Source organism: Pseudoalteromonas porphyrae (assembly GCF_001298125.1).
Lineage (GTDB): Bacteria > Pseudomonadota > Gammaproteobacteria > Enterobacterales > Alteromonadaceae > Pseudoalteromonas > Pseudoalteromonas neustonica.
The window spans coordinates 43,153-64,494 of record NZ_LHPH01000021.1; the positions used below are offsets into that span (position 1 = coordinate 43,153).

Annotated in this window: 19 protein-coding genes and 10 tRNA genes; 19 read left to right on the forward strand and 10 right to left on the reverse strand. The window is 40.2% G+C overall.

Annotation, left to right across the window (positions count from 1 at the left end):
* Window positions 1-26: 26 nt before the first annotated feature.
* From kdsA to hemA, 8 genes are all read right to left on the reverse strand, one after another.
* Window positions 27-881, reverse strand: coding sequence for a 3-deoxy-8-phosphooctulonate synthase (kdsA, locus tag ADS77_RS16080; RefSeq protein WP_054206455.1), 855 nt, complete (start codon window positions 879-881; stop codon window positions 27-29).
* Window positions 882-890: 9 nt separating this feature from the next.
* Window positions 891-2,144, reverse strand: coding sequence for a DUF819 domain-containing protein (locus ADS77_RS16085; RefSeq protein ID WP_054455329.1), 1,254 nt, complete (start codon window positions 2,142-2,144; stop codon window positions 891-893).
* Window positions 2,145-2,159: 15 nt separating this feature from the next.
* A complete protein-coding gene (locus ADS77_RS16090; RefSeq protein WP_054206457.1) occupies window positions 2,160-2,987 on the reverse strand; it encodes a tetratricopeptide repeat protein in 828 nt (275 codons plus the stop codon).
* A 176-nt stretch (window positions 2,988-3,163) separates the two neighbouring features.
* Entirely contained in the window at window positions 3,164-3,538 is a 375-nt protein-coding gene (locus tag ADS77_RS16095; RefSeq protein WP_054206458.1) for a SirB2 family protein, read from the reverse strand.
* Between the two features lie 42 nt (window positions 3,539-3,580).
* Window positions 3,581-5,119, reverse strand: a complete 1,539-nt coding sequence (locus ADS77_RS16100) for a response regulator (RefSeq protein WP_054206459.1) — start codon at window positions 5,117-5,119, stop codon at window positions 3,581-3,583.
* Window positions 5,120-5,172: 53 nt separating this feature from the next.
* Window positions 5,173-6,015 (reverse strand): peptide chain release factor N(5)-glutamine methyltransferase, encoded by an 843-nt coding sequence (gene prmC / locus ADS77_RS16105; RefSeq protein ID WP_054206460.1) that lies wholly within the window; start codon window positions 6,013-6,015, stop codon window positions 5,173-5,175.
* A 2-nt stretch (window positions 6,016-6,017) separates the two neighbouring features.
* The gene (gene prfA, locus ADS77_RS16110; protein WP_054206461.1) at window positions 6,018-7,103 is read right to left on the reverse strand and encodes a peptide chain release factor 1; all 1,086 of its coding nucleotides are present in this window, start codon (window positions 7,101-7,103) and stop codon (window positions 6,018-6,020) included.
* Between the two features lie 7 nt (window positions 7,104-7,110).
* Complete coding sequence (gene hemA / locus ADS77_RS16115; RefSeq protein ID WP_054206462.1) at window positions 7,111-8,367, reverse strand: glutamyl-tRNA reductase; 1,257 nt, start codon at window positions 8,365-8,367, stop codon at window positions 7,111-7,113.
* A gap of 83 nt (window positions 8,368-8,450) precedes the next feature.
* On the opposite strand from hemA, the gene lolB reads away from it, so the two are divergent.
* From lolB to ADS77_RS16195, 16 genes are all read left to right on the forward strand, one after another.
* A complete protein-coding gene (gene lolB / locus ADS77_RS16120) occupies window positions 8,451-9,038 on the forward strand; it encodes a lipoprotein insertase outer membrane protein LolB (RefSeq protein WP_054455333.1) in 588 nt (195 codons plus the stop codon).
* Window position 9,039: 1 nt separating this feature from the next.
* Window positions 9,040-9,897 (forward strand): 4-(cytidine 5'-diphospho)-2-C-methyl-D-erythritol kinase, encoded by an 858-nt coding sequence (ispE, locus tag ADS77_RS16125; RefSeq protein ID WP_235575798.1) that lies wholly within the window; start codon window positions 9,040-9,042, stop codon window positions 9,895-9,897.
* 99 nt (window positions 9,898-9,996) lie between these two features.
* Window positions 9,997-10,944 carry a ribose-phosphate pyrophosphokinase gene (locus ADS77_RS16130; RefSeq protein WP_054206464.1) on the forward strand — a complete coding sequence of 316 codons (948 nt, stop codon included), beginning with the start codon at window positions 9,997-9,999 and terminating at the stop codon, window positions 10,942-10,944.
* Between the two features lie 160 nt (window positions 10,945-11,104).
* Complete coding sequence (locus ADS77_RS16135; RefSeq protein ID WP_054206465.1) at window positions 11,105-11,710, forward strand: 50S ribosomal protein L25/general stress protein Ctc; 606 nt, start codon at window positions 11,105-11,107, stop codon at window positions 11,708-11,710.
* A 16-nt stretch (window positions 11,711-11,726) separates the two neighbouring features.
* Window positions 11,727-12,311, forward strand: coding sequence for an aminoacyl-tRNA hydrolase (pth, locus tag ADS77_RS16140; protein ID WP_054206466.1), 585 nt, complete (start codon window positions 11,727-11,729; stop codon window positions 12,309-12,311).
* Window positions 12,312-12,365: 54 nt separating this feature from the next.
* Complete coding sequence (ychF, locus tag ADS77_RS16145) at window positions 12,366-13,457, forward strand: redox-regulated ATPase YchF (RefSeq protein WP_054206467.1); 1,092 nt, start codon at window positions 12,366-12,368, stop codon at window positions 13,455-13,457.
* Window positions 13,458-13,856: 399 nt separating this feature from the next.
* Window positions 13,857-13,933, forward strand: a tRNA-Met gene (locus ADS77_RS16150).
* Between the two features lie 64 nt (window positions 13,934-13,997).
* Window positions 13,998-14,082: transfer RNA gene (locus ADS77_RS16155), tRNA-Leu, on the forward strand.
* A gap of 38 nt (window positions 14,083-14,120) precedes the next feature.
* A tRNA-Gln gene (locus ADS77_RS16160) sits at window positions 14,121-14,195 on the forward strand.
* Between the two features lie 5 nt (window positions 14,196-14,200).
* Window positions 14,201-14,277: transfer RNA gene (locus ADS77_RS16165), tRNA-Met, on the forward strand.
* A gap of 87 nt (window positions 14,278-14,364) precedes the next feature.
* A tRNA-Leu gene (locus tag ADS77_RS16170) sits at window positions 14,365-14,449 on the forward strand.
* 40 nt (window positions 14,450-14,489) lie between these two features.
* Window positions 14,490-14,564 (forward strand) — tRNA-Gln (locus tag ADS77_RS16175).
* A 45-nt stretch (window positions 14,565-14,609) separates the two neighbouring features.
* Window positions 14,610-14,694 (forward strand) — tRNA-Leu (locus tag ADS77_RS16180).
* Between the two features lie 40 nt (window positions 14,695-14,734).
* Window positions 14,735-14,809 (forward strand) — tRNA-Gln (locus ADS77_RS16185).
* A gap of 42 nt (window positions 14,810-14,851) precedes the next feature.
* Window positions 14,852-14,936, forward strand: a tRNA-Leu gene (locus ADS77_RS16190).
* A gap of 38 nt (window positions 14,937-14,974) precedes the next feature.
* Window positions 14,975-15,049, forward strand: a tRNA-Gln gene (locus tag ADS77_RS16195).
* 23 nt (window positions 15,050-15,072) lie between these two features.
* On the opposite strand, the gene ADS77_RS16200 is transcribed toward ADS77_RS16195, so the two are convergent.
* Window positions 15,073-16,641, reverse strand: a complete 1,569-nt coding sequence (locus ADS77_RS16200; protein ID WP_054455335.1) for a putative bifunctional diguanylate cyclase/phosphodiesterase — start codon at window positions 16,639-16,641, stop codon at window positions 15,073-15,075.
* Between the two features lie 226 nt (window positions 16,642-16,867).
* Window positions 16,868-18,037: an FAD-dependent monooxygenase gene (locus tag ADS77_RS16205; protein WP_054455338.1), complete on the reverse strand. Its 1,170-nt coding sequence runs from the start codon at window positions 18,035-18,037 to the stop codon at window positions 16,868-16,870.
* 268 nt (window positions 18,038-18,305) lie between these two features.
* Between ADS77_RS16205 and miaB the strand changes: the two genes are divergently transcribed.
* The 3 genes from miaB to ybeY are packed head-to-tail and all read left to right on the forward strand — an operon-like array spanning window position 18,306 to window position 21,325.
* On the forward strand, window positions 18,306-19,751 hold the full coding sequence (miaB, locus tag ADS77_RS16210; protein ID WP_054455340.1) for a tRNA (N6-isopentenyl adenosine(37)-C2)-methylthiotransferase MiaB: 1,446 nt from the start codon (window positions 18,306-18,308) through the stop codon (window positions 19,749-19,751).
* A 49-nt stretch (window positions 19,752-19,800) separates the two neighbouring features.
* Window positions 19,801-20,862, forward strand: a complete 1,062-nt coding sequence (locus ADS77_RS16215) for a PhoH family protein (protein WP_054455342.1) — start codon at window positions 19,801-19,803, stop codon at window positions 20,860-20,862.
* A gap of 4 nt (window positions 20,863-20,866) precedes the next feature.
* Window positions 20,867-21,325, forward strand: a complete 459-nt coding sequence (ybeY, locus tag ADS77_RS16220; protein WP_054206472.1) for an rRNA maturation RNase YbeY — start codon at window positions 20,867-20,869, stop codon at window positions 21,323-21,325.
* Window positions 21,326-21,342: the final 17 nt, after the last annotated feature.

Below are 21,342 nucleotides of genomic sequence, written 5' to 3' on the forward strand. Positions count from 1 at the left end.
CGCTTTTTAAATATAGACGTCGCTAATTATAAATCGCTTGCACTGGTATCCAGTGGTGCAAAGCTTTTAATTAAATCATCAACCGCTTTCATTTGGCTCAAGTAGCCTTCAAGTTTACTCAATGCTAACGCACATGGGCCGTCACATCTGGCTTCGTTTGGATTAGGGTGAGCTTCAATAAATAGTCCAGCAAGTCCGAGCGCCATTCCACTGCGAGCAAGTTCAGCCGCTTGAGCACGGCGTCCATCAGCAGAGTCTGCACGTCCACCAGGGCGTTGTAATGCATGGGTTGCATCAAAAATAACAGGAGCCATTGGCTTCATGTCATCCATACCTAGCATATCGACAACAAGATTATTATAACCAAAACTAGAACCACGCTCACACAACGCTATGTTGTTATTACCCGCTTCATTAAATTTAGTAATGATATGGCGCATTTCGTGTGGAGCTAAAAACTGTGGTTTTTTAACATTAATAACAGCGCCCGTCTTAGCCATTGCTACAACGAGATCCGTTTGACGTGCTAAAAATGCAGGTAGTTGGATAACATCAACGACTTCAGCCACAGGCGCAGCTTGATGAGGTTCATGAACGTCTGTGATAAGCGGAACATTAAACGTTTTTTTGATCTCTTCAAAAATTCTCAACCCTTCTTCCATACCTGGTCCACGGTATGAATTTATTGATGATCGGTTTGCTTTATCAAATGACGCTTTAAATACATAAGGAATATTAAGCTTGCTGGTCACTTCCACGTAATGCTCAGCAATTCGCATCGCCAGATCGCGAGACTCAAGTACATTCATGCCACCGAACAACACAAACGGTTTATCATTGGCCAGTTCAATATTACTAATTTTAATCAAATGGTTATTCATTATTATTCCTCAAGGTGCAACTGCTTGCATCATTAATCCACAAATATACGCCATGTACGTACCTACTCCGTAGCCCATAACCGCCAATAGCACACCAACGGGCGCAAGCGATGGGTGAAAAGCAGATGCCACAACAGGGGCAGATGCGGCGCCGCCGACGTTAGCCTGAGAACCAACGGCCATATAAAATAGCGGCGCTTTTATAATTTTAGCCACAATTAGCATTAAACTAGCGTGCGTTAACATCCAGATTAAACCAATTACAAAATACATAGGCGACTCAAAAATAGCCGTTATATTCATATGTAAGCCAATCGATGCCACTAAGATATACAAGAAACTTGACGCAACCTTCGACGCGCCAAACGCTTCAATATGTCGCACTTTGGTAAATGACAGGCTAATGCCGATCGTGGTAGAAATAACGATTAACCAAAAAAACTTGCTGTTTAAGCTGTACTCTTGCGCCCATGGGAAATTAGCCCCAAAGAAAGGCCCTAAAAAGTCAGCGCAAAAATGCGCAAGGCCTGTAATACCAAAGGCGATTGCGATTATCATCATATAATCGTTTAACGTGGGTGTGCGCGCATGCTCAGCTTGGTATTTTTCAACACGATTTTTTAAGTCTTCGATTGCACTGGTATCTGCGCCCGTTTTTGCATCAATCGCTTTATGATTGGCGGCCATTAATAACAACACAGCCATCCACAAATTAGCGACAATCACATCAACGGTTACCATTGCAGAGAAAATATCACCGCCGACTTCAAACATTTCTTTCATAGACGCCTGATTTGCACCACCGCCAATCCAACTACCTGCGATTGTTGTCATTCCGCGCCATACGGCATCAGGGCCATGACCGCCGACAGCTTCTGGATACACCGCACTCATGATCAAAATAGCTAAAGGGCCACCAATTACAATACCCACTGTCCCCGTCAAAAACATAATGAGTGCTTTGGGGCCAAGATTAATAATGGCACGTAAATCAATGCTGATTGTCAGTAAAATTAAACACGATGGTAGTAAATAGCGCGACGCCACATAATAAACATTAGAGGCGCTGCCATCGACAATACCAAATGTATTAAGCAGTGACGGTAAAAAATAGCAAAGGAGTAATGCGGGGACATATTTGTAAAACTTTTTTAGTGCACTGTGCTCACTATGAGATGTTTTAAAAATAAAACCTAATATTACAGCCAACAAACCAAATACAACGGCATCGTTGGTAATTAATGCGGTATTAGTATCAACCATTGGAATTCCTTAAAATTAATGGTGCGTTTTATTATTATCTTCGAGTTCTTCTAATTGGTGCTGAATTATTTCTATTGCTGGATCATCTGGACATTCATCAATAAAAAATTGTAAGTCGTCACGCGCCATTTGCGGGCAATCTAGCTGGTTTAATAAATAACCTCGATCACGTCTTTCATATGGATCATCACCAATGAGTTCCATGAGCATTTCGACGCAGTTCAAAGCATGACCAAATTTATTACCGCTGATAAATGCCCATTTTTGTTGCGCTAAATAAAGTTTATAAACATCTTCATCAAAAATAAGCTCTAACGGTTCTTGTTCGTCACCATTTTCTTCACTGGCGTTTTCAGGAATGATATACCAGCTTTGCTGACCAGTACTGGGTTCGAGTAAATACCCTTCCTCATCACTGATTGCAATATGTACGTTTACTTCACTATTGTTAATAGTCACATTAGCATCAAAATCAGCATGATTGAGTAAATGACATAATAATATTGCCAACGTCGTTTCTGAACCACTGCGCATACTGAGCATATAGCTAAAACTATTCAGAGTGTATTCTGGTACTTTTAGACTTGAGACACTAAATAGCCACTGCGTGAAAAACATATCAACTAATGCGTCAAAGCGCTCGTGAGTATCAATATGTTGCTGGCATAGCTCAGTTACCTGACTTTCAAAATCGCTCAATGTAGCAAAGCTATCGCTTAGATCTGCTTGAGGGTCCCACTTTGCTTCAGCGCTGATACAACGATACAACGCTTGGGGAACGAATGTGTCAAAAGCCTCATCTTGATAGGACTCATTTTGATCTTCAAACCAAGGGGTGGTCATTAATACTGCAACATCTTTTTTAGAAAACGAATCACTAGTTTACCTAGTTTTTAGGCGAGATACCAACGCCGCGCGTTAGTTTATACCCGCGTATTCTCAAATCACTTGATTCAATGTTTTGAGAGCACGCGGATATTTAGTGCAAGGACTCAATATGTCTTTGCACATTCAGAGAGTTAAAGAAACAAAGCTGTCTTAGTAACTGCTAATTTACCTATTAATGCGATTACAGCTGTTGTAACAACCAATAGGACTACTTTAATGCTGGTTTTTTGCTGCTTACTTGCAATAACGCCCAGTACAATATAAGCCACAACTAAAATAATTTTTTCAAGTAGCCACATCTGCTCCAATGGGTTCATTTTTGCAATGGCCATTAACGCAAACGCTGAAATAAGTAAGAATGTATCTGTAGCGTGGCTACCAATAAATACCACCTTATTCTTTGCGATTGTGCCACTTCCCATTCGTGAAAATGAACGTACATAAAATAAAACGATGCTTAAAACGGCGATTGCCATGTGAGTGTGTTTTACTGCTAAATATTCCATATGCCCCTGTACTACTTTGTTTTATAAAATTAAACCGCGCCCCTAGTCAGGATAACGCGCTAATACTTGCTCTAATTCATCAAGATTGTCATTAAATATATCAACTAATTTAGGCTCAAAGTGTTTACCTTTTTGTTGATTAATTTCTTCGACTACTTTCTCACATGTCCACGCCTCTTTATAACAACGCTTGTGTCGTAGTGCATCATAAACGTCAGCAAGTGCGACTATTCTGCCAAAAATGTGGATGTTTTTTTCTTTTAGCCCCAGAGGATACCCAGAGCCATCCCATTTTTCATGATGATCACGGGCAATTAATGCACCTGCATTCACAATTTCACGTGTTGAATCTTTTAAAATTGCATGCCCTTTTTGAGTATGCGTTTTCATGACTTCCCATTCAGCATCTGTCAGTTTAGATGGCTTATTAAGTATCGCATCTGGAATACCGACTTTACCTACATCATGTAAAGGCGATGCTAAACGAATAAGTTCTGCTTCACGTTTTGATAAACCATAACCCAGCGCTAAAATATGACAAATATGAGAAACCCGTTTTACATGGTTTCCCGTTTCTGTTGAGCGTTGTTCAAGCGCTTCACTTAAACGAAGCATCAATTCTTGTTGTGTCGCTTCTATTTCTGATTGTAATTGCACATTTTCATACGCTAGTTGCACGTTTTGTGAAAAAATCTTAATTAGATGACGTTGTGTATCCGTCAAATGTTGCGGAATACCTGAAATGAACAACATTGAATTATGGTTATACTCACTACAACAATACGCAAATAAATAATTATCTTTATAAATAATTGTTTTACCTTGTAATGCTTCTTTGCATGCGAGTAATTGATCAGTACTTAATACTTCTTCAATCGCTTTACCCTCACTGCGTTCAAAATCGCCGCGACCAGAAAAAACAACCAGCTTTTTTTGGTTATCTTGTGGGTTACCTGCAACTAAACTGGTTGCATACATTGCTTGATCTACGGTGCCTATCAAAGAAGTTAATTGTTGCATAACGCCCTCAATAAAACTCTCAATTGAGTGAGCTGAAAAAATATCTCGCGATGCTTTAATTATTTTTTCAAGACCTTGGCGAGATTGCTCAATCGATAATATATCGCGATAAGAACGTAAGCTAGACATCACAACGGTGAATAGCTTTTGTGCCGTCAGTTCAGTCTTCGATTTATAATCGTTGATATCATAATTAACGATAACTTGACGCTCTGGTGCTTGCCCTGGTTGACCTGTACGCAGAATAATACGGATATGATTATTTTTAGCGACTTCACGAATATACTGTGCAACTTTAAGCCCGGCGTCATCCGTTTCCATCACTACATCTAGAAGTACAATTGCGGCATCTGGATTATTGTCTATTACTTTTTTTGCTTCCGCACCTGAATAAGCACTAATAAACTCTAAGCGCTTATTTTGAAATTCAAAATCACTCAACGCTAATTTAGTTACTGCATGAACTTCAGATTCATCATCAACAATGATGACTTTCCAGGTCCCCTTAATTACTTCTACTTCTTCTTCTTGCGGTTCATCCGAAAATAAAAAATCATCCATTCACTTAGTCCTCAAAGGCGGTTTTCGTTGCGCTCGCACTGCAATTTTTATAATTATCCAGGCCACTGTGCAAGCGTTACACGATCGTTATTTGCTAAATCTTTAACTGTAAGTATATTTGTATACGCCATTTGTGCAAAAAAACTATGCACTTTAGTACTTTGTTGATAACCATGCTCTATCAGAAGATAGCCATTTGTCGTTAAATAATCACGCGCTTGAGTAATAATGTACTTGATATCGGCCATACCGTCATCGTCAGCTACTAATGCTGACAGCGGTTCAAAACGAACATCACCTTGATTTAAGTGGATATCATCTTGTTCAATATAAGGCGGATTACTAACAATTAAATCAAACTGTTGCATTGCTACTTCACTAAACCAATCACTTTGCACAAAGCCTACATTCGTAAACCCTAAGCGCTGCTTATTCGTATTAGCAAGTGCGACAGCCTCGCTCACTCTATCAACACCCGTTATCTGCCAATGTGGCATTTCGCTGGCAAGCGCAAGTGCAATTGCACCTGTGCCCGTGCCCAAATCAAGCACATTAGCAACTGTCGGTAACTGTAAACCTAAGGCATGTTCAACCAATGTTTCTGTATCTGGGCGTGGGATCAAAGTGCTTGCATTAACTTGTAATGGTAAACTCCAAAACTCTCGCAAACCTGTTATATGGGCAACAGGTTCACCATTTAAACGTCGCTGACAATACTCATCAAATTGCAACTGTTGAGCTGCACTAAGCTGCTTTTCAGGCCAACTAAATAAATAGCTATGTGGTTTTTGGAGCACATCAAGTAATAAAACTTGTGCATCTAGTTTTGCACTGTCGGTGCTACTTTGCAATAGCAAAGCAGCCCGTTTAATTGCTGAGTCAACCGTGTCTGTCACGATTATTCATCACCCATTGCGGCTAATAAATCTGCTTGATATTCTTGCATAAGCGGCTCAACTACACAGCCTAAATCACCTGCTACTACTTCATTTAAGCGATATAAAGTGAGATTGATACGATGATCTGTAATACGTCCTTGCGGGTAGTTGTAAGTACGAATTCGCTCTGAACGATCACCGCTTCCCACTAAGTTACGACGCTCTGATGCTTCTGCTGCATGGCGTTTCTCATCTTCGGCTTGCTGTAATCTAGCTGCAAGTACTGACATCGCTTTAGCGCGGTTTTTATGCTGTGAACGTTGATCCTGACACTCAACCACAACGCCAGTAGGTATATGCGTAAGTCGAATAGCTGAATCTGTTTTATTAACGTGCTGACCACCGGCACCTGATGCACGAAAGGTATCAACTTTTAAATCCGCGGTGTTAATTTGTATCGCTTCGGCCTCTGGTACTTCCGCCATCACCGCTACAGTACACGCTGACGTATGCACGCGCCCCTGAGACTCAGTTTCTGGCACACGTTGTACGCGATGTACACCTGATTCAAACTTTAATTGCCCGTAAACACCTTCACCACTGATATTCGCAATCACTTCTTTGTAACCACCGTGCTCACCTTCATTGGTGCTCACAACTTCTACTTTCCATTTTTTAGTTTCTGCGTAACGGCTGTACATACGGAATAAGTCACCTGCAAAAATAGCCGCTTCATCACCGCCCGTCCCAGCGCGTACTTCAACAAACACGTTGTTATTATCTCGCGGGTCTTTTGGCAACATTAATACTTGTATTTGATCTTCAATTACCAGAATTTGTGCTTTTGCTTCTTTATATTCTTCTTGCGCCATTTCACGCATATCTGGGTCTGAATCTTTCAGCATTTCTTCTGCAGCAACAACATCATTTTGTGTTTCTTGATAGCCTAAAAATGCTTTAACGATTTCTTCCAGCTCAGAATATTCTTTAGAAAGAGCACGAAAGCGGTTTTGATCGCTAATAACCGACGGGTCACTTAGTAACGCTTGGACTTCTTCATAACGCTCAACTAAGGTTTCTAATTTATGATAAACGGACTCTTTCATGTAACTGTTATTCCTGATCAATACCTAACATTTTCTTTAATTGGCTTAACTGAGCAACTTCACCTTTTTTAGCCGCATCTTGAATTGCACGGGTAGGCGCGTGCATCAAACGGTTGGTTAATTTGTTGGCCAGCTCTAAAATAATTTTTTCTGCGTCTTTACCAGTATTTAATTGGCTAATTGCCTTATCAACCAATTCAGACTTTATATCATGTACATCTTGACGATATGTACGAATCAAATCGACTGAGTCGAGTGAACGCATCCACATTACAAATTCAGCACAGCGCTGAGTAATAATAACTTGCGCCTCGTCAGCGGCTTGTTCTCTTGAGGCGATATTTTCGCTTACTATTGCCTGTAAGTCATCAACCGAATACAAATAGGCGGCATCTAATTCACCAACTTGACTTTCAATATCACGCGGCACAGCAATATCAATAAATAACATTGGCTTATTACGACGTTGTTTTAGTGCTTGTTCAACCACACCTTTACCAATAATAGGGAGTGTACTCGCAGTCGAACTAATAACGATATCTGCTTGATGTAACCGCTCAGGTAACTGTGCTAATGCAATAACATCCGCATTAACGTCTTGTGCTAATAATTTAGCGCGTTCAATAGTACGGTTTGCGACTGTAATTTGCTGTGGCTCATTTTGGTATAAATGTTTAGCGACTAGCTCTATTGTTTCCCCTGCACCTATTAATAGCACATTTGTTTTATCTAACTTTCCATAAATATGCTTTGCTAAATTAACTGCAGCGTATGCAACTGAAACAGCGCTTGCGCCTATCTCGGTCTCTGTTCTGACTTGCTTTGCCACTGAAAATGTTTTTTGAAATAAACGATCAAAAATCAAGTTAACCGAATTATGGTTTTTAGCGCTGTTATAAGCCTGCTTAATTTGCCCTAAAATTTGCGGCTCCCCCAACACCAGTGAATCGAGCCCACACGATACGCGCATTAAATGATTGATAGCGTCTTGGTCTTCATGACAATATATATTGTCACTCAGCTCTTGTTCATCTAAACCATGGAAACTTGCAAGCCACTGTAACAGTGTTTGGGAATTTTGCTGAGCAAGGCTACAATAGATTTCGGTGCGGTTACAGGTTGATACTATAACGGCTTCATTAAACTGTTCATGATCACTTAGTTGCTGTAACGCCTCTGATAATTGCTCAGGCGAAAAGGCGACCTTTTCTCGTAATTCTACGGATGCGGTTTTGTGATTAATACCAAGTGCTACTATGGTCATATTTGCCAAATATTGCTAAGCCATGCTCGAAAGGCAATAATTTTACCAAAAATCAGCTGAATATGGAAAGTAAGGAACGACATTTGATTCGACTATATTTGATTTTACTCACATTTTTTTTATTTTTAAGCGGTTGCGCTCACCGAATTGATCAACAAACAGCCCTTTATGCCAATTGGAAGGACCAATTATCGCAACAAAGTAACTGGCAAGTTGAAGGTAAGATGGCATTTATCAGCTCACAAGAACGTCAATCTGCTAATTTAAACTGGCAGCAAAAGGAAGAGTTAAATCAACTTATTCTCACAACGTTTATTGGAACACGAGTATTAGCGTTAAAACAATCGGCTGAAGGGGCTGAGCTTGAGTATGACGACCAGGTTTTTTATGATCAAAACGCCTCAGCGTTATTGCATCGATTAACTGGCTTTACTATTCCTCTTGAAAATGCTGAGCACTGGCTAAAAGGAACGGCTACAGATGAGTCACTGCAAGTAGATGAGTTAGGTCGAGCGAAAAGTATTACCTGGCAAGATACCGATGGCAGCCGATGGGATATTAGCTACGGCGATTATCAACAACATGCTGGGTTTTGGTTACCAAAAAAATTAACATTAAAACATCGAGACATTAAAATAAAAATTCAACTCTACGAGTGGCACTTTAATTAATATGACTAAGCAAACTATGACTTCTTTTTCATTATTGGCACCAGCCAAACTTAACTTATTTTTACACATTAATGGTCGCCGTGAAGATGGCTACCATGAACTGGAAACCCTATTTACTTTTTTAAATTATGGCGACGAACTCACCTTCACTTTAACAAATACAGCAAGCATTGAAGTCACAGGTGACACCCAAGGAATCCCCTTAAATGATAATTTGATCTATAAAGCAGCCATTTTGTTACAAAACCACTGTCAAATATCGTTTGGTGTAAAAATAAATTTAATTAAAATATTGCCTATGGGGGGCGGAGTCGGTGGCGGTTCATCCGATGCTGCAAGCACGCTTTTAGCACTTAATAAATTATGGAAATGTCACTTATCACTGGATGAATTAGCCCAATTAGGAATAAAACTTGGAGCCGATGTGCCCGTGTTCATAAATGGTAGAAGCGCCTTAGCACAAGGCATTGGTGAGAAGTTAGTCGATGTTGAGCTAGAAAAAAAGTGGTTTTGCGTCGTTCATCCAAACGAACATATAAGTACGGCTAAAATATTTACTCACCCCAATTTAAAACGTGATACTCCTAAGCTCAAAGGCGATTGGCAGCAACAGACTTTACGCAACGATTGTGAGTCATTAGTTAAAAAGCTTTGTCCTGAGGTTGAAAAGACCCTCCAGTGGTTGCTAAAATACGCTCCGTCGAAGATGACTGGCACAGGTTCATGTTGTTTTGCTGAATTTGCAACGCAAAAAGAAGCGCAACTTGTTCTTGAAAACCTCCCCAATACATGGAGTGGTTTTATTGCCAGTAGCGTTAATATCTCTCCTGCCCATACGCAGCTGAACGCTATACATTGAAGCAATGAAGTAACGTACAAGTAAATAAAATTAAAGTTAACATGCGACGCGTTTGCATCGCTTGTTAGTCCAAAAATTCAGTGCCTGAGGAACCCTACCGTGCCTGACATGAAGCTCTTCGCTGGTAACGCAACACCTGACTTAGCTCAAAAAGTTGCAAAACGTTTATATATTGAAGTTGGCGATGCTGTTGTTGGCCGTTTTAGCGACGGTGAGATCAGTGTTCAAATTAATGAAAATGTTCGTGGCTCGGATGTTTTTATTGTGCAATCAACCTGCGCCCCTACTAACGATAACTTAATGGAGCTTATTGTTATGGTTGATGCATTACGTCGTGCATCAGCAGGTCGTATTACAGCCGTCATTCCTTATTTTGGTTATGCGCGTCAAGACCGTCGTGTACGTTCTGCCCGTGTTCCAATCACAGCTAAAGTTGTTGCAGACTTCTTATCAAGTGTTGGTGTTGACCGCGTTCTTACGGTTGACTTACATGCTGAGCAAATTCAAGGTTTCTTTGATGTGCCAGTAGATAACGTATTCGGTAGCCCTGTATTACTAGAAGACATGAAAGAACGTAAGTTTGATGATGTTGTTGTAGTATCACCTGATATTGGTGGTGTAGTACGTGCTCGCGCAATTGCAAAATTATTAAACGACACAGATTTAGCTATCATCGATAAACGTCGCCCACAAGCGAACGTTTCTCAAGTAATGCATATCATTGGTGATGTTGAAGGCCGTGACTGTATTATTGTTGATGACATGATCGACACCGGTGGTACATTGTGCAAAGCTGCAGAAGCACTTAAAGAACATGGCGCAAAACGCGTGTTTGCTTATGCAACCCATCCTGTATTATCAGGACAAGCGGTAGAAAACATCCGCAATTCTGTCATTGATGAAGTCATTGTTACTGACTCAATTCCACTGTCTGCTGAATTACAAGCAATTGATAAAATCAAAGTGTTAACTCTTGCAGACATGCTAGCTGAAACAATTCGCCGTATCAGCAACGAAGAATCTATTTCAGCAATGTTTGAACACTAAACTTATTAGTTACAGACACACTGATTATAATAAAGCACCTTTAAGGTGCTTTTTTTATACCCGTTGTTTATTTTAGTTAGGGGTGGTGTTATGATAGTGCGCCTTTTGGCTAGGGACCTTGGTCGCAAAGGCCCTAACTCTTTTAATTATTGGAGACATCATGTCTAACGAAACATATACATTTAATGCAGAACTACGCACAGAAACTGGTACAGGTGCGAGCCGCCGCCTACGTCGCGAAGACAAAGTTCCTGCTATCCTTTACGGTGCAGATAAAGAAGCTACGACTCTTACTTTTGAACATAAAGATATGATCAAAGCACAAGAAAGTGAAGGTTTCTACACTCACATTCTTACTCTTGATATCGCTGGTGAAAAAGTTGAAGCTATCCTTAAAGATATTCAACGTCACCCGTTCAAGCCTAAGATCACTCACCTTGATTTCCAACGTGTAGATGCTGCTCACAAACTTCACACTAAAGTGCCTGTTCACTTTATCGGTGAAGACGTAGTAACTAAAGCTGGTAACACGGTTGTTCACCAATTAACTGAAATCGAAATCACGTGTCTTCCAAAAGCACTTCCTGAGTTCGTTGAAGTTAACGTTGCTGCTTTAGTAGCCGGTGATTCAATCCACATCTCTGACGTTAAACTTCCTGCAGGTGTTTCATCTGTTGATTTAGCGAAAGGTGCTGATCACGACCAGTCTATCGTAACTATCAAAGCTAACAAAGCTGCGCCAGTTGAAGACGAAGCTGCAGAATAATTTCTAGGTTTGCACCTTGAATTCTATTCAAATGCTTGTGGGCCTGGCTAATCCAGGCCCCGAATACGCAAACACACGCCACAATGCAGGTGCTTGGTTCATTGAGCAACTCGCTGCACGCTATAACTGCACGCTAAAACACGATCCTAAGTATCACGGCCTTACAGGTAAAGTGATCATCCAAGGTCAAGAATTCAAATTACTGATCCCCACTACTTATATGAATTTAAGTGGTAAAGCAGTCGGTAGTTTAGCCAACTTTTTCAAAATCCCCGTTGAGAGCATTTTAGTTGCTCACGATGAATTGGATCTCGATCCCGGTGTTGCCAAATTAAAAAAAGGTGGCGGACACGGTGGCCATAATGGGTTAAAAGACATTATTGCAAAGATGGCAAATCAAAAAGATTTCATGCGTTTACGAATAGGTGTAGGTCATCCTGGACATCGTGAAATGGTGACTGGTTGGGTGCTTGGAAAAGCAGCCAAAGCAGACCAAGAAAAAATGGATGCCGCAGTTGATGAAGCAGTTCGCTGTATGGAAATACTTGCAAAAGACGGTGTGTTAAAAGCACAAAACAGACTACATTCGTTTAAACCCTAGTAGCTTAGGTATTAAGTAAAACCGTTTAAACGAATCTAAACAAGGTATCTTACTATGGGTTTCAAATGTGGCATCGTCGGTTTGCCTAATGTTGGTAAATCAACACTTTTCAATGCATTAACCAAAGCGGGTATTGAAGCCGCTAACTTTCCTTTTTGTACCATTGAGCCTAATACGGGTGTGGTACCGGTGCCAGATCCTCGCCTAGACGAACTTGCAAAAATTGTAAATCCACAGCGCATCCTTACAACAAGTATGGAATTTGTGGATATTGCAGGTCTTGTAAAAGGCGCTTCAAAAGGTGAAGGTTTAGGTAACCAATTTTTAGCTAACATTCGTGAAACCGATGCTATTGGCCACGTAGTTCGCTGCTTTGAAGATGAAAACATTATTCACGTTGCAGGTACTATTGATCCTGCAGATGATATTGATGTGATCAACACCGAGTTAGTACTTGCTGATATGGATAGCGCTGATAAAGCACTTTTCCGTAATGCGAAAAAAGCCAAAGGTGGCGATAAAGACGCTAAAGAACAAAATGCCGTACTTGAAAAAGTAAAAGTACACCTTGATGAAGGCCTAACTTTACGTTCTTTAGCATTAACTAAAGAAGAAAAAGCAGCTATTGCCTCAATTAACTTCTTAACCATCAAACCAACGATGTATATTGCAAACGTTGCTGAAGATGGGTTTGAAAATAATCCATATCTTGATCGCGTTCGTGAAATTGCCGCAGCAGAAGATGCTGTCGTGGTTCCTGTATGTGCCGCAATCGAATCTGAGCTTTCTGAACTTGATGACGAAGACAAGCTTGAGTTTATGGCCGATCTAGGTCTTGATGAGCCTGGTTTGAATTTAGTGATCCGTGGTGGCTATGAACTACTGCATTTACAAACCTACTTTACTGCAGGTGTAAAAGAAGTACGTGCATGGACAATCCCTGTAGGCGCAACAGCACCACAAGCCGCAGGTAAAATTCATACTGACTTTGAACGTGGCTTTATCCGTGCACAAACTATCGCTTTTGATGACTTTGTTGCCTTCAAGGGTGAAAGTGGTGCAAAAGAAGCAGGTAAAATGCGTCAAGAAGGTAAAGAATACATAGTTAAAGATGGCGACGTAATGAACTTCTTGTTCAACGTTTAATAATCTCTTCTTTTATTAGTATTTAAAAGGCTCATTTACGAGCCTTTTTTATTTTTAGCCCCAAAATTCTATTTAATACTTTCAATATCGATTACATCATTACACTCTTGGTCGATTAAACAAGCCCAAACGTCTATTTTATTCACCAACACAGCAAACTCTTCTATATAAGATCCAACTAAAAGATATTCTTTTCTCAACCTAGTTCCTAAAAAATGCAAAATGAACTTAATACAGCAGTCAAAAAACCATCATTTTTATTAAATTTTAGCCGCTTAGCTTATTTTTCCTGCAAACAAACAAAGATACGTGTTTTTTTGCAAAAAAGGTGTTGACGAATTTGGGTCATATCAGCATAATACGCCCCGCACTCAACGATGAAGTGCAAACAAAAAATATGGCTAAGTAGCTCAGCTGGTTAGAGCACATCACTCATAATGATGGGGTCACAGGTTCAAATCCCGTCTTAGCCACCATTTACTTTTTGTTGCTCAATGAAGAGTTTAAAATAACTACCAAGTGTTTAATTACACAAAGTATGCGGGAGTGGCGGAATTGGTAGACGCGCTGGATTTAGGTTCCAGTAACTTAGGTTGTGAGAGTTCAAGTCTCTCCTTCCGCACCATGTTCTGATAAGAACTAAAATTATCACTTGTTTATTGTTGGGATATCGCCAAGCGGTAAGGCACCAGGTTTTGATCCTGGCATTCCCAGGTTCAAATCCTGGTATCCCAGCCAACAATGGCTAAGTAGCTCAGCTGGTTAGAGCACATCACTCATAATGATGGGGTCACAGGTTCAAATCCCGTCTTAGCCACCATTTCTTTTGAAATGGCTCTGCAAGAGTTAAATTGCGGCTCAATAAAGAGTTTAAAATAACTACCAAGTGTTTTATAACACAAAGTATGCGGGAGTGGCGGAATTGGTAGACGCGCTGGATTTAGGTTCCAGTAACTTAGGTTGTGAGAGTTCAAGTCTCTCCTTCCGCACCATGTTCTTGATAGGAACTAAAATTATCAAATAATTCTTTGTTGGGATATCGCCAAGCGGTAAGGCACCAGGTTTTGATCCTGGCATTCCCAGGTTCAAATCCTGGTATCCCAGCCAACTTTTCTCTACCAAGAAAAGTTGTAAAAGAATGAAAAATAGTATGCGGGAGTGGCGGAATTGGTAGACGCGCTGGATTTAGGTTCCAGTAACTTAGGTTGTGAGAGTTCAAGTCTCTCCTTCCGCACCATGTTCTTGATAAGAACTAAAATTATCAAATAATTCTTTGTTGGGATATCGCCAAGCGGTAAGGCACCAGGTTTTGATCCTGGCATTCCCAGGTTCAAATCCTGGTATCCCAGCCAACTTCTTATACCAAAGTAAGTTGTTAAAGAATGAATTAGTATGCGGGAGTGGCGGAATTGGTAGACGCGCTGGATTTAGGTTCCAGTAACTTAGGTTGTGAGAGTTCAAGTCTCTCCTTCCGCACCATGTTCTTACTTAGAACTAAAACTAGTAAAATTTAGAGTTGGGATATCGCCAAGCGGTAAGGCACCAGGTTTTGATCCTGGCATTCCCAGGTTCAAATCCTGGTATCCCAGCCAATTTTATATCTTCTTAGTATTACCTATCTTAAATACCTCTTTCTAAAGCAATCTATACTCAATGCTTTACTGTAGAAAAAACCTTGAACATAATCACAGTTTAACTTAATTAATGCCTGTTCAACTTTCTTTTCTTCGATACCTTCAGCAACCACATTACAATTAAGCCTACTCGCTAAAAATATTGTAGATTCAACGATTGCATATGCAGCTGGCTCATTGAGCATGTTTTTTATAAATGATTGATCTATTTTTATTTGGTCTATTGGCAATTCTCTTAATAAGACCAGTGAAGAGAAACCAGTACCGAAATCGTCCACACTGAACTTAAAACCCATCTTACTCAATTTAGACATCATTTTACGCGCAGCATTTAAATTGGTCATCATCGCGTTTTCAGTGATCTCAAAAATAATTGATTTACTCACACTTGGATCCAATTCAACTAGCATTTCAATAAAATAATAAAACTCCTCGCTTTCCAAATCTTTAGGTGACAGATTTATATGAAGAAAACCATAAAACCCGTGCGCCTTTAGCTTTTTCAACTGTTTGAACGAATTTAATACAATCCATTGAGATAAAGGTAAAATCAACCCTGTTTGTTCTGCCACAGATATCAATTTATTTGGTGGTATAAACTCCCCATTTTTTTGAGGCCAGCGTATAAGGACTTCAGCACCATGTAACTGCCCACCAAAAGCCGATAATATAGGCTGCAAGTGCAACTCAAATTCATTATCTTGCAATGCTTTTTCTATCCGTGTAGACATCTCACTTAATTCACGCGCCCTGTGTCCTAATTCCGGAAAGTAAGCAACAACTTGCTGAGCCGTCCTTTTTGCTTCATACATAGCCAAATCAGCTTGTATCAGCAGCTCATGCTGGTGTTGGCTATTATCTGGAAACCGACTCACACCAATACTCAGCATGACCGTTATTTTTTGCTCCCTGATTGAAAAAGGTAGACTGATTGCTGTATTAATAGCAGTGACACAATTGACATATTTTTTTTCTGTTCGTGAAAATAAAATAAGCGCGAATTCGTCGCCACCGATTCTATATACCTTAGCAATTCCGGATAAGTGCTGGCGCAAGCTTTGAGAGAGTAAACTTAATAGCTCATCACCGTATTGATGGCCGAACCTGTCATTTACCTGCTTAAATCCATTCAAATCTATGAAAAATAGCGTAAATGAATTATTGAGACTGATTTGCTTTTTAAGAATGCGGAAAAACTTATTTCTATTTGGTAGGCGAGTGAGGACATCATGCTCAGCTAAAAAACGTTGCTGTGCGCTTACTCTTTCTATTTTAATAATACTGCTTAAACTTAATCGAGTAACTAGTACAACAAAACCACTGCCACCAAATAAGATCAATGACACACTAGAAGCAACAAAGGTATCCACACCCTGAGTAAAGAAATAATAAATCACCCACCAATAAGCCATTATAAAAAATATAATTAACAGCAATAGTAAGCCCCACTGCGAGCTATTTGTCTTTTTATAAATCAAAAAGGTAGGCTTTAAACTCACACCTAAAAGAAAAGTACCTGCTAAAATTATGAAAATAAAAAAATCATTCACATTTGCGCTTCTATAGTCAGGTTGCGTGCAATTTAAAGATGATTAATGAACTCGTAAATTTCCGAACGCTTTAAAATGCAAACAAGTGGCAAAAGTTAGCAAAAAAGCTTTGTATGCTCGGGTATGAGAAGGTCAATTTTTTGTGTCTATAATAAAATGCACGAAGTGATTCGTGCATTTATAAAATTGAAGTTCAGACTAAAGCTTTCTTACCGATAACTTTAATCTAGTTCAATTGTCCACTTATTGCGTATTTTAAAAGCTGATTTTTTAAAAAGCCTGAGTCATTCGCCATTTTTAAAAATTGGCTACGTGCCCATTTTAATGGCGCAACTTGATTTGAAAAACCAAAGTAGCACGCGTCCATCATGCTCATCATGAGTAAATTTGCCTTTCTACGTGTTTGCTCATAATGCTTTAATTGTATTTTAGCTCCAACATCATTGCAGTTGTGCAGGATTTTTGCCAAGGCAACAACATCTTGAAAACCTAAATTAACCCCCTGCCCAGCTAATGGGTTTATGGTATGTGCCGCATCACCCACTAAAACAATTCGCCCGTGCGAATAGCTATTTGCATGTTGACGCGCTAACGGAAAAACAGCGTGGTCAATCACGTCAAAATCCCCAGCTAAAGGTGGAAAATGTTTAAGGATTTGTTGTTTTAGTTCGACCGCTGAAAGTTGTTGCCATTGTTTTAGTTGCTTTGCATCGTGGTAACAAATTAAATTAGCGTAAGGTGCTTGCATGGGTAGAAATGCGACGGGGCCAGAGGGTTTAAATTGCTGCCATGTTTTAACTTGCTGGGGGGCATCTAACTTTATTAAAACCCCCATACAATGCTGCCCATACTGCCAACCTGTTACGCCTATACCTGCTTTTTTACGTAGTAATGATTGCCCACCATCGGCTGCAACCACTAAATCAGCACTAAATTGCTGCTCGCCATAATGTAACGTGACGTACTGATCCGTTTCTTCAATTTTTGACAGCGGCTGGGTTATTTCAATCACCTCAATATTATGCTCAGCAAACTGTTGCCAAATGCTTGCTTGAATTAAATTATTTTCAATCAAATGACCTAAATGCGTGGTATTGATATCGTGACAATCAAACAATAAGTTATCGCCTGAACGCTCAAATGCTTCTAATTGTTGGTAAGCGGCATGACGATGCGCTTTTAAAATAGGCATTGCGCCTAATTCATCTAATAAATGCTCTGAAAAGCGATTGATTGCAGAAACACGAATATCAACCTTTGCACTTGCTAAAACAGCAACAGGGTTTATTACACGGTGCTCAATTACTTTAACCTGACACCCTTGTTTAGCAAGCTTAACAGCCGTGGCAGCACCAACCATGCCGCCGCCGACAACAATAACCTTATTTTTCATCATTTTTAAATCGCTAATTTGGCTATTTTCAGTACGTTTGATTGTATCGTATTTCTATTTACAAGTGCCAATGAGTTTACTGTTAATACATCGCAAATAAGGCTTTGTTTGATTTCAAATCACAAAGATAAAAACTATACTTGGATCTGGGCGGGTATCCAGATAAAATACGCGTCCTTTAAGTTCGCGAACAGTAAAATTTCGCATCACTTAATCCTGTTTCTAGCACATTTTTGTGCCACTACCGAATTGAAAACGAGGCTATATTTCAATGAGTAAAAAGCTGCATATTAAAACCTGGGGTTGTCAGATGAATGAATACGACTCTCAGAAAATGGCTGATCTTCTCGATGCAACTAACGGTTACCAGTTAACCGATGAAGCTAAAGACGCAGATGTAATCTTACTCAATACCTGTTCAATTCGCGAAAAAGCACAGGAAAAAGTATTTCATCAGCTTGGCCGCTGGAAATTATTAAAAGATGATAAACCTGATCTTATTATCGGCGTTGGTGGCTGTGTTGCATCGCAAGAAGGTGATTCAATTCGCCAACGTGCGCCATTTGTCGACGTTATTTTTGGCCCGCAAACTCTGCACCGCTTACCTGAAATGATCAAACAAGTGCAAGGTAACAAAGGCAGCTCAGTGGTTGATATTTCATTTCCAGAAATTGAGAAGTTTGACCGTTTACCAGAGCCAAAAGCGGATGGCCCGTCAGCGTTTGTATCTATCATGGAAGGCTGCTCTAAATACTGTACCTTTTGCGTAGTACCTTATACTCGTGGCGAAGAAGTAAGCCGCCCGCTTGATGATGTATTATTAGAAATCGCCCAATTAGCAGAACAAAACGTACGTGAAGTAAACTTACTGGGTCAAAACGTAAATGCATATCGCGGTGAAACTCACGATGGCGAAATTTGTTACTTCTCTGATTTAATTCGTTATGTTGCAGCGATTGATGGTATTGACCGTATTCGTTACACCACATCGCACCCGGTAGAATTTACACCAGATATCATTGAAGTTTATGCCGATGTACCTGAACTTGTCGATCACTTACATTTACCAGTACAAAGTGGCTCGGATCGTATTCTTAATCTAATGAAGCGTGGACATACCGCGCTTGAGTACAAATCGACAATTCGTAAATTACGTAAAATTCGTCCTAATTTAAGTATGTCATCTGACTTTATCATTGGGTTCCCTGGTGAAAGCAAAATGGATTTTGAAGCGACAATGAACCTTATCAACGATATTGGTTTTGATATGAGCTTTAGCTTTATCTACAGTGCGCGCCCAGGTACACCTGCCGCGGACTTGCCTGATGATGTATCTGAGCAAGAGAAAAAAGAACGTTTATACTTGTTACAAAACCGTATTACTCAAATGGCGCAGCAAATTAGCCGTCAAATGTTTGATACCGAACAACGTATTTTAGTGGAAGGCCCATCAAAGAAAAACCCGATGGAATTGCGTGGACGTACTGAAAATAACCGCGTTGTTAACTTTGTAGGCCCACACACGGTGATCGGGCAGTTCGTTGATGTACGTATCACAGAGGCGCTGCCTAACTCTTTACGTGGTGACCTAATTCGAACAGAATCAGAAATGAACTTGCGCCGCGATGTTGCACCTGCTGATATTTTAAGCAAAGCTGCACAACCTGAACCGCAAGTAACACCTGACGAATTAGGTGTGGCAACTTTCGTTCCTTAGGCGATATTGACGTGCCAGCCTCGCTGGCACATTAAAATAGGAAGCAATTTTGAGTAATCAATTAAAAAAATTAGAGATTTATTTAGAACCCTCCGACAACAAGCGTCTTTGTGCTTTATGTGGCCCGTTTGACGAAAATATCAAACATATTGAGCGCCGTTTAGGTGTTGAAATTACTCACCGCGACAACTACTTTAAAATCACAGGTAAAACAACCAGTGCCTTTGCAGCCATGGAAATCGTTAAAGATTTGTATGTCGATACCCAGCCTGTGCGCGGTGTTATTACTGACATTGAAGCTAACGCAGTACATCTAGCAATTAGTGAATCAAAAGCATTAGAGCAAGACGAGTTAAGTGAATATGGCAAAGAAGTTGTCATCAAAACGCGTCGTGGCGTTATAAAACCACGCAATGATAACCAAGGTCATTACGTCTCAAATATTTTTCGTCACGATATCACTTTTGGTATTGGTCCGGCAGGAACGGGGAAAACCTATTTAGCCGTAGCCGCCGCCGTTGATGCCTTAGAACGTCAAGAAATTCGCCGTATTTTACTAACCCGCCCTGCTGTTGAAGCAGGTGAGAGATTGGGGTTTTTACCGGGTGATTTAAGTCAAAAAATAGACCCATACCTGCGCCCGCTTTACGATGCACTATTTGAAATGCTTGGTTTTGAAAAAGTAGAAAAACTACTTGAGCAAAACATCATTGAAGTTGCACCACTGGCTTTTATGCGCGGTCGTACACTTAACGATGCCTTTATTATTTTAGACGAGAGCCAAAATACCACGGTTGAACAAATGAAAATGTTCTTAACTCGTATTGGCTTTAATTCAAAGGCAGTGATCACCGGCGATATCACTCAAGTAGATTTACCTCGTGGGGCACGTTCAGGACTTCGCCACGCCATTGAAGTACTTAGCGATGTAGAAGAAATAAGCTTTAACTTTTTCCAGTCCCATGATGTAGTTCGCCATCCTGTTGTTGCGCGCATCGTTGAAGCGTATGAGCGTAATGATGAAGCGGATCGCCTAAAGCGTGCAGAAAAACAGCGCGCCAAAGATTTGCTAGCAAATAAAGAGCAAGATCAACTTGCTACTAAAGAGTAATGCCGTGAACACTGAACTTGATTTACAAATAGCCTGTGAGTTTGACAACTTGCCTACCCTTGAGCAATTTGCGCTATGGGCGAATAAAGCATTAAGCCAATACCGTGATGAATCAGAACTAAGCATTGTTATTGCTGATGAAGCACAAAGCCAGCAACTCAATAATGACTACCGTGGTAAAGATAAACCAACCAATGTGTTGTCGTTTGAATTTGAAGCACCACCTGGCATAGATATACCTTTAGTCGGTGATTTAATTATTTGCCCAGCCATCGTATTGGCTGAAGCAATTGAGCAAGAAAAGACATTTCATGACCATTTTGCCCATATGGTGATCCACGGATGCTTGCATTTACTTGGATTTGACCATATAAAGGATGAAGATGCGAATGAGATGGAAAGCATAGAAAAGCAATTACTAGCTGATCTAGGCATAGCAGACCCATATCGGGACGATATTTAAATTTACGGAGCAAATAG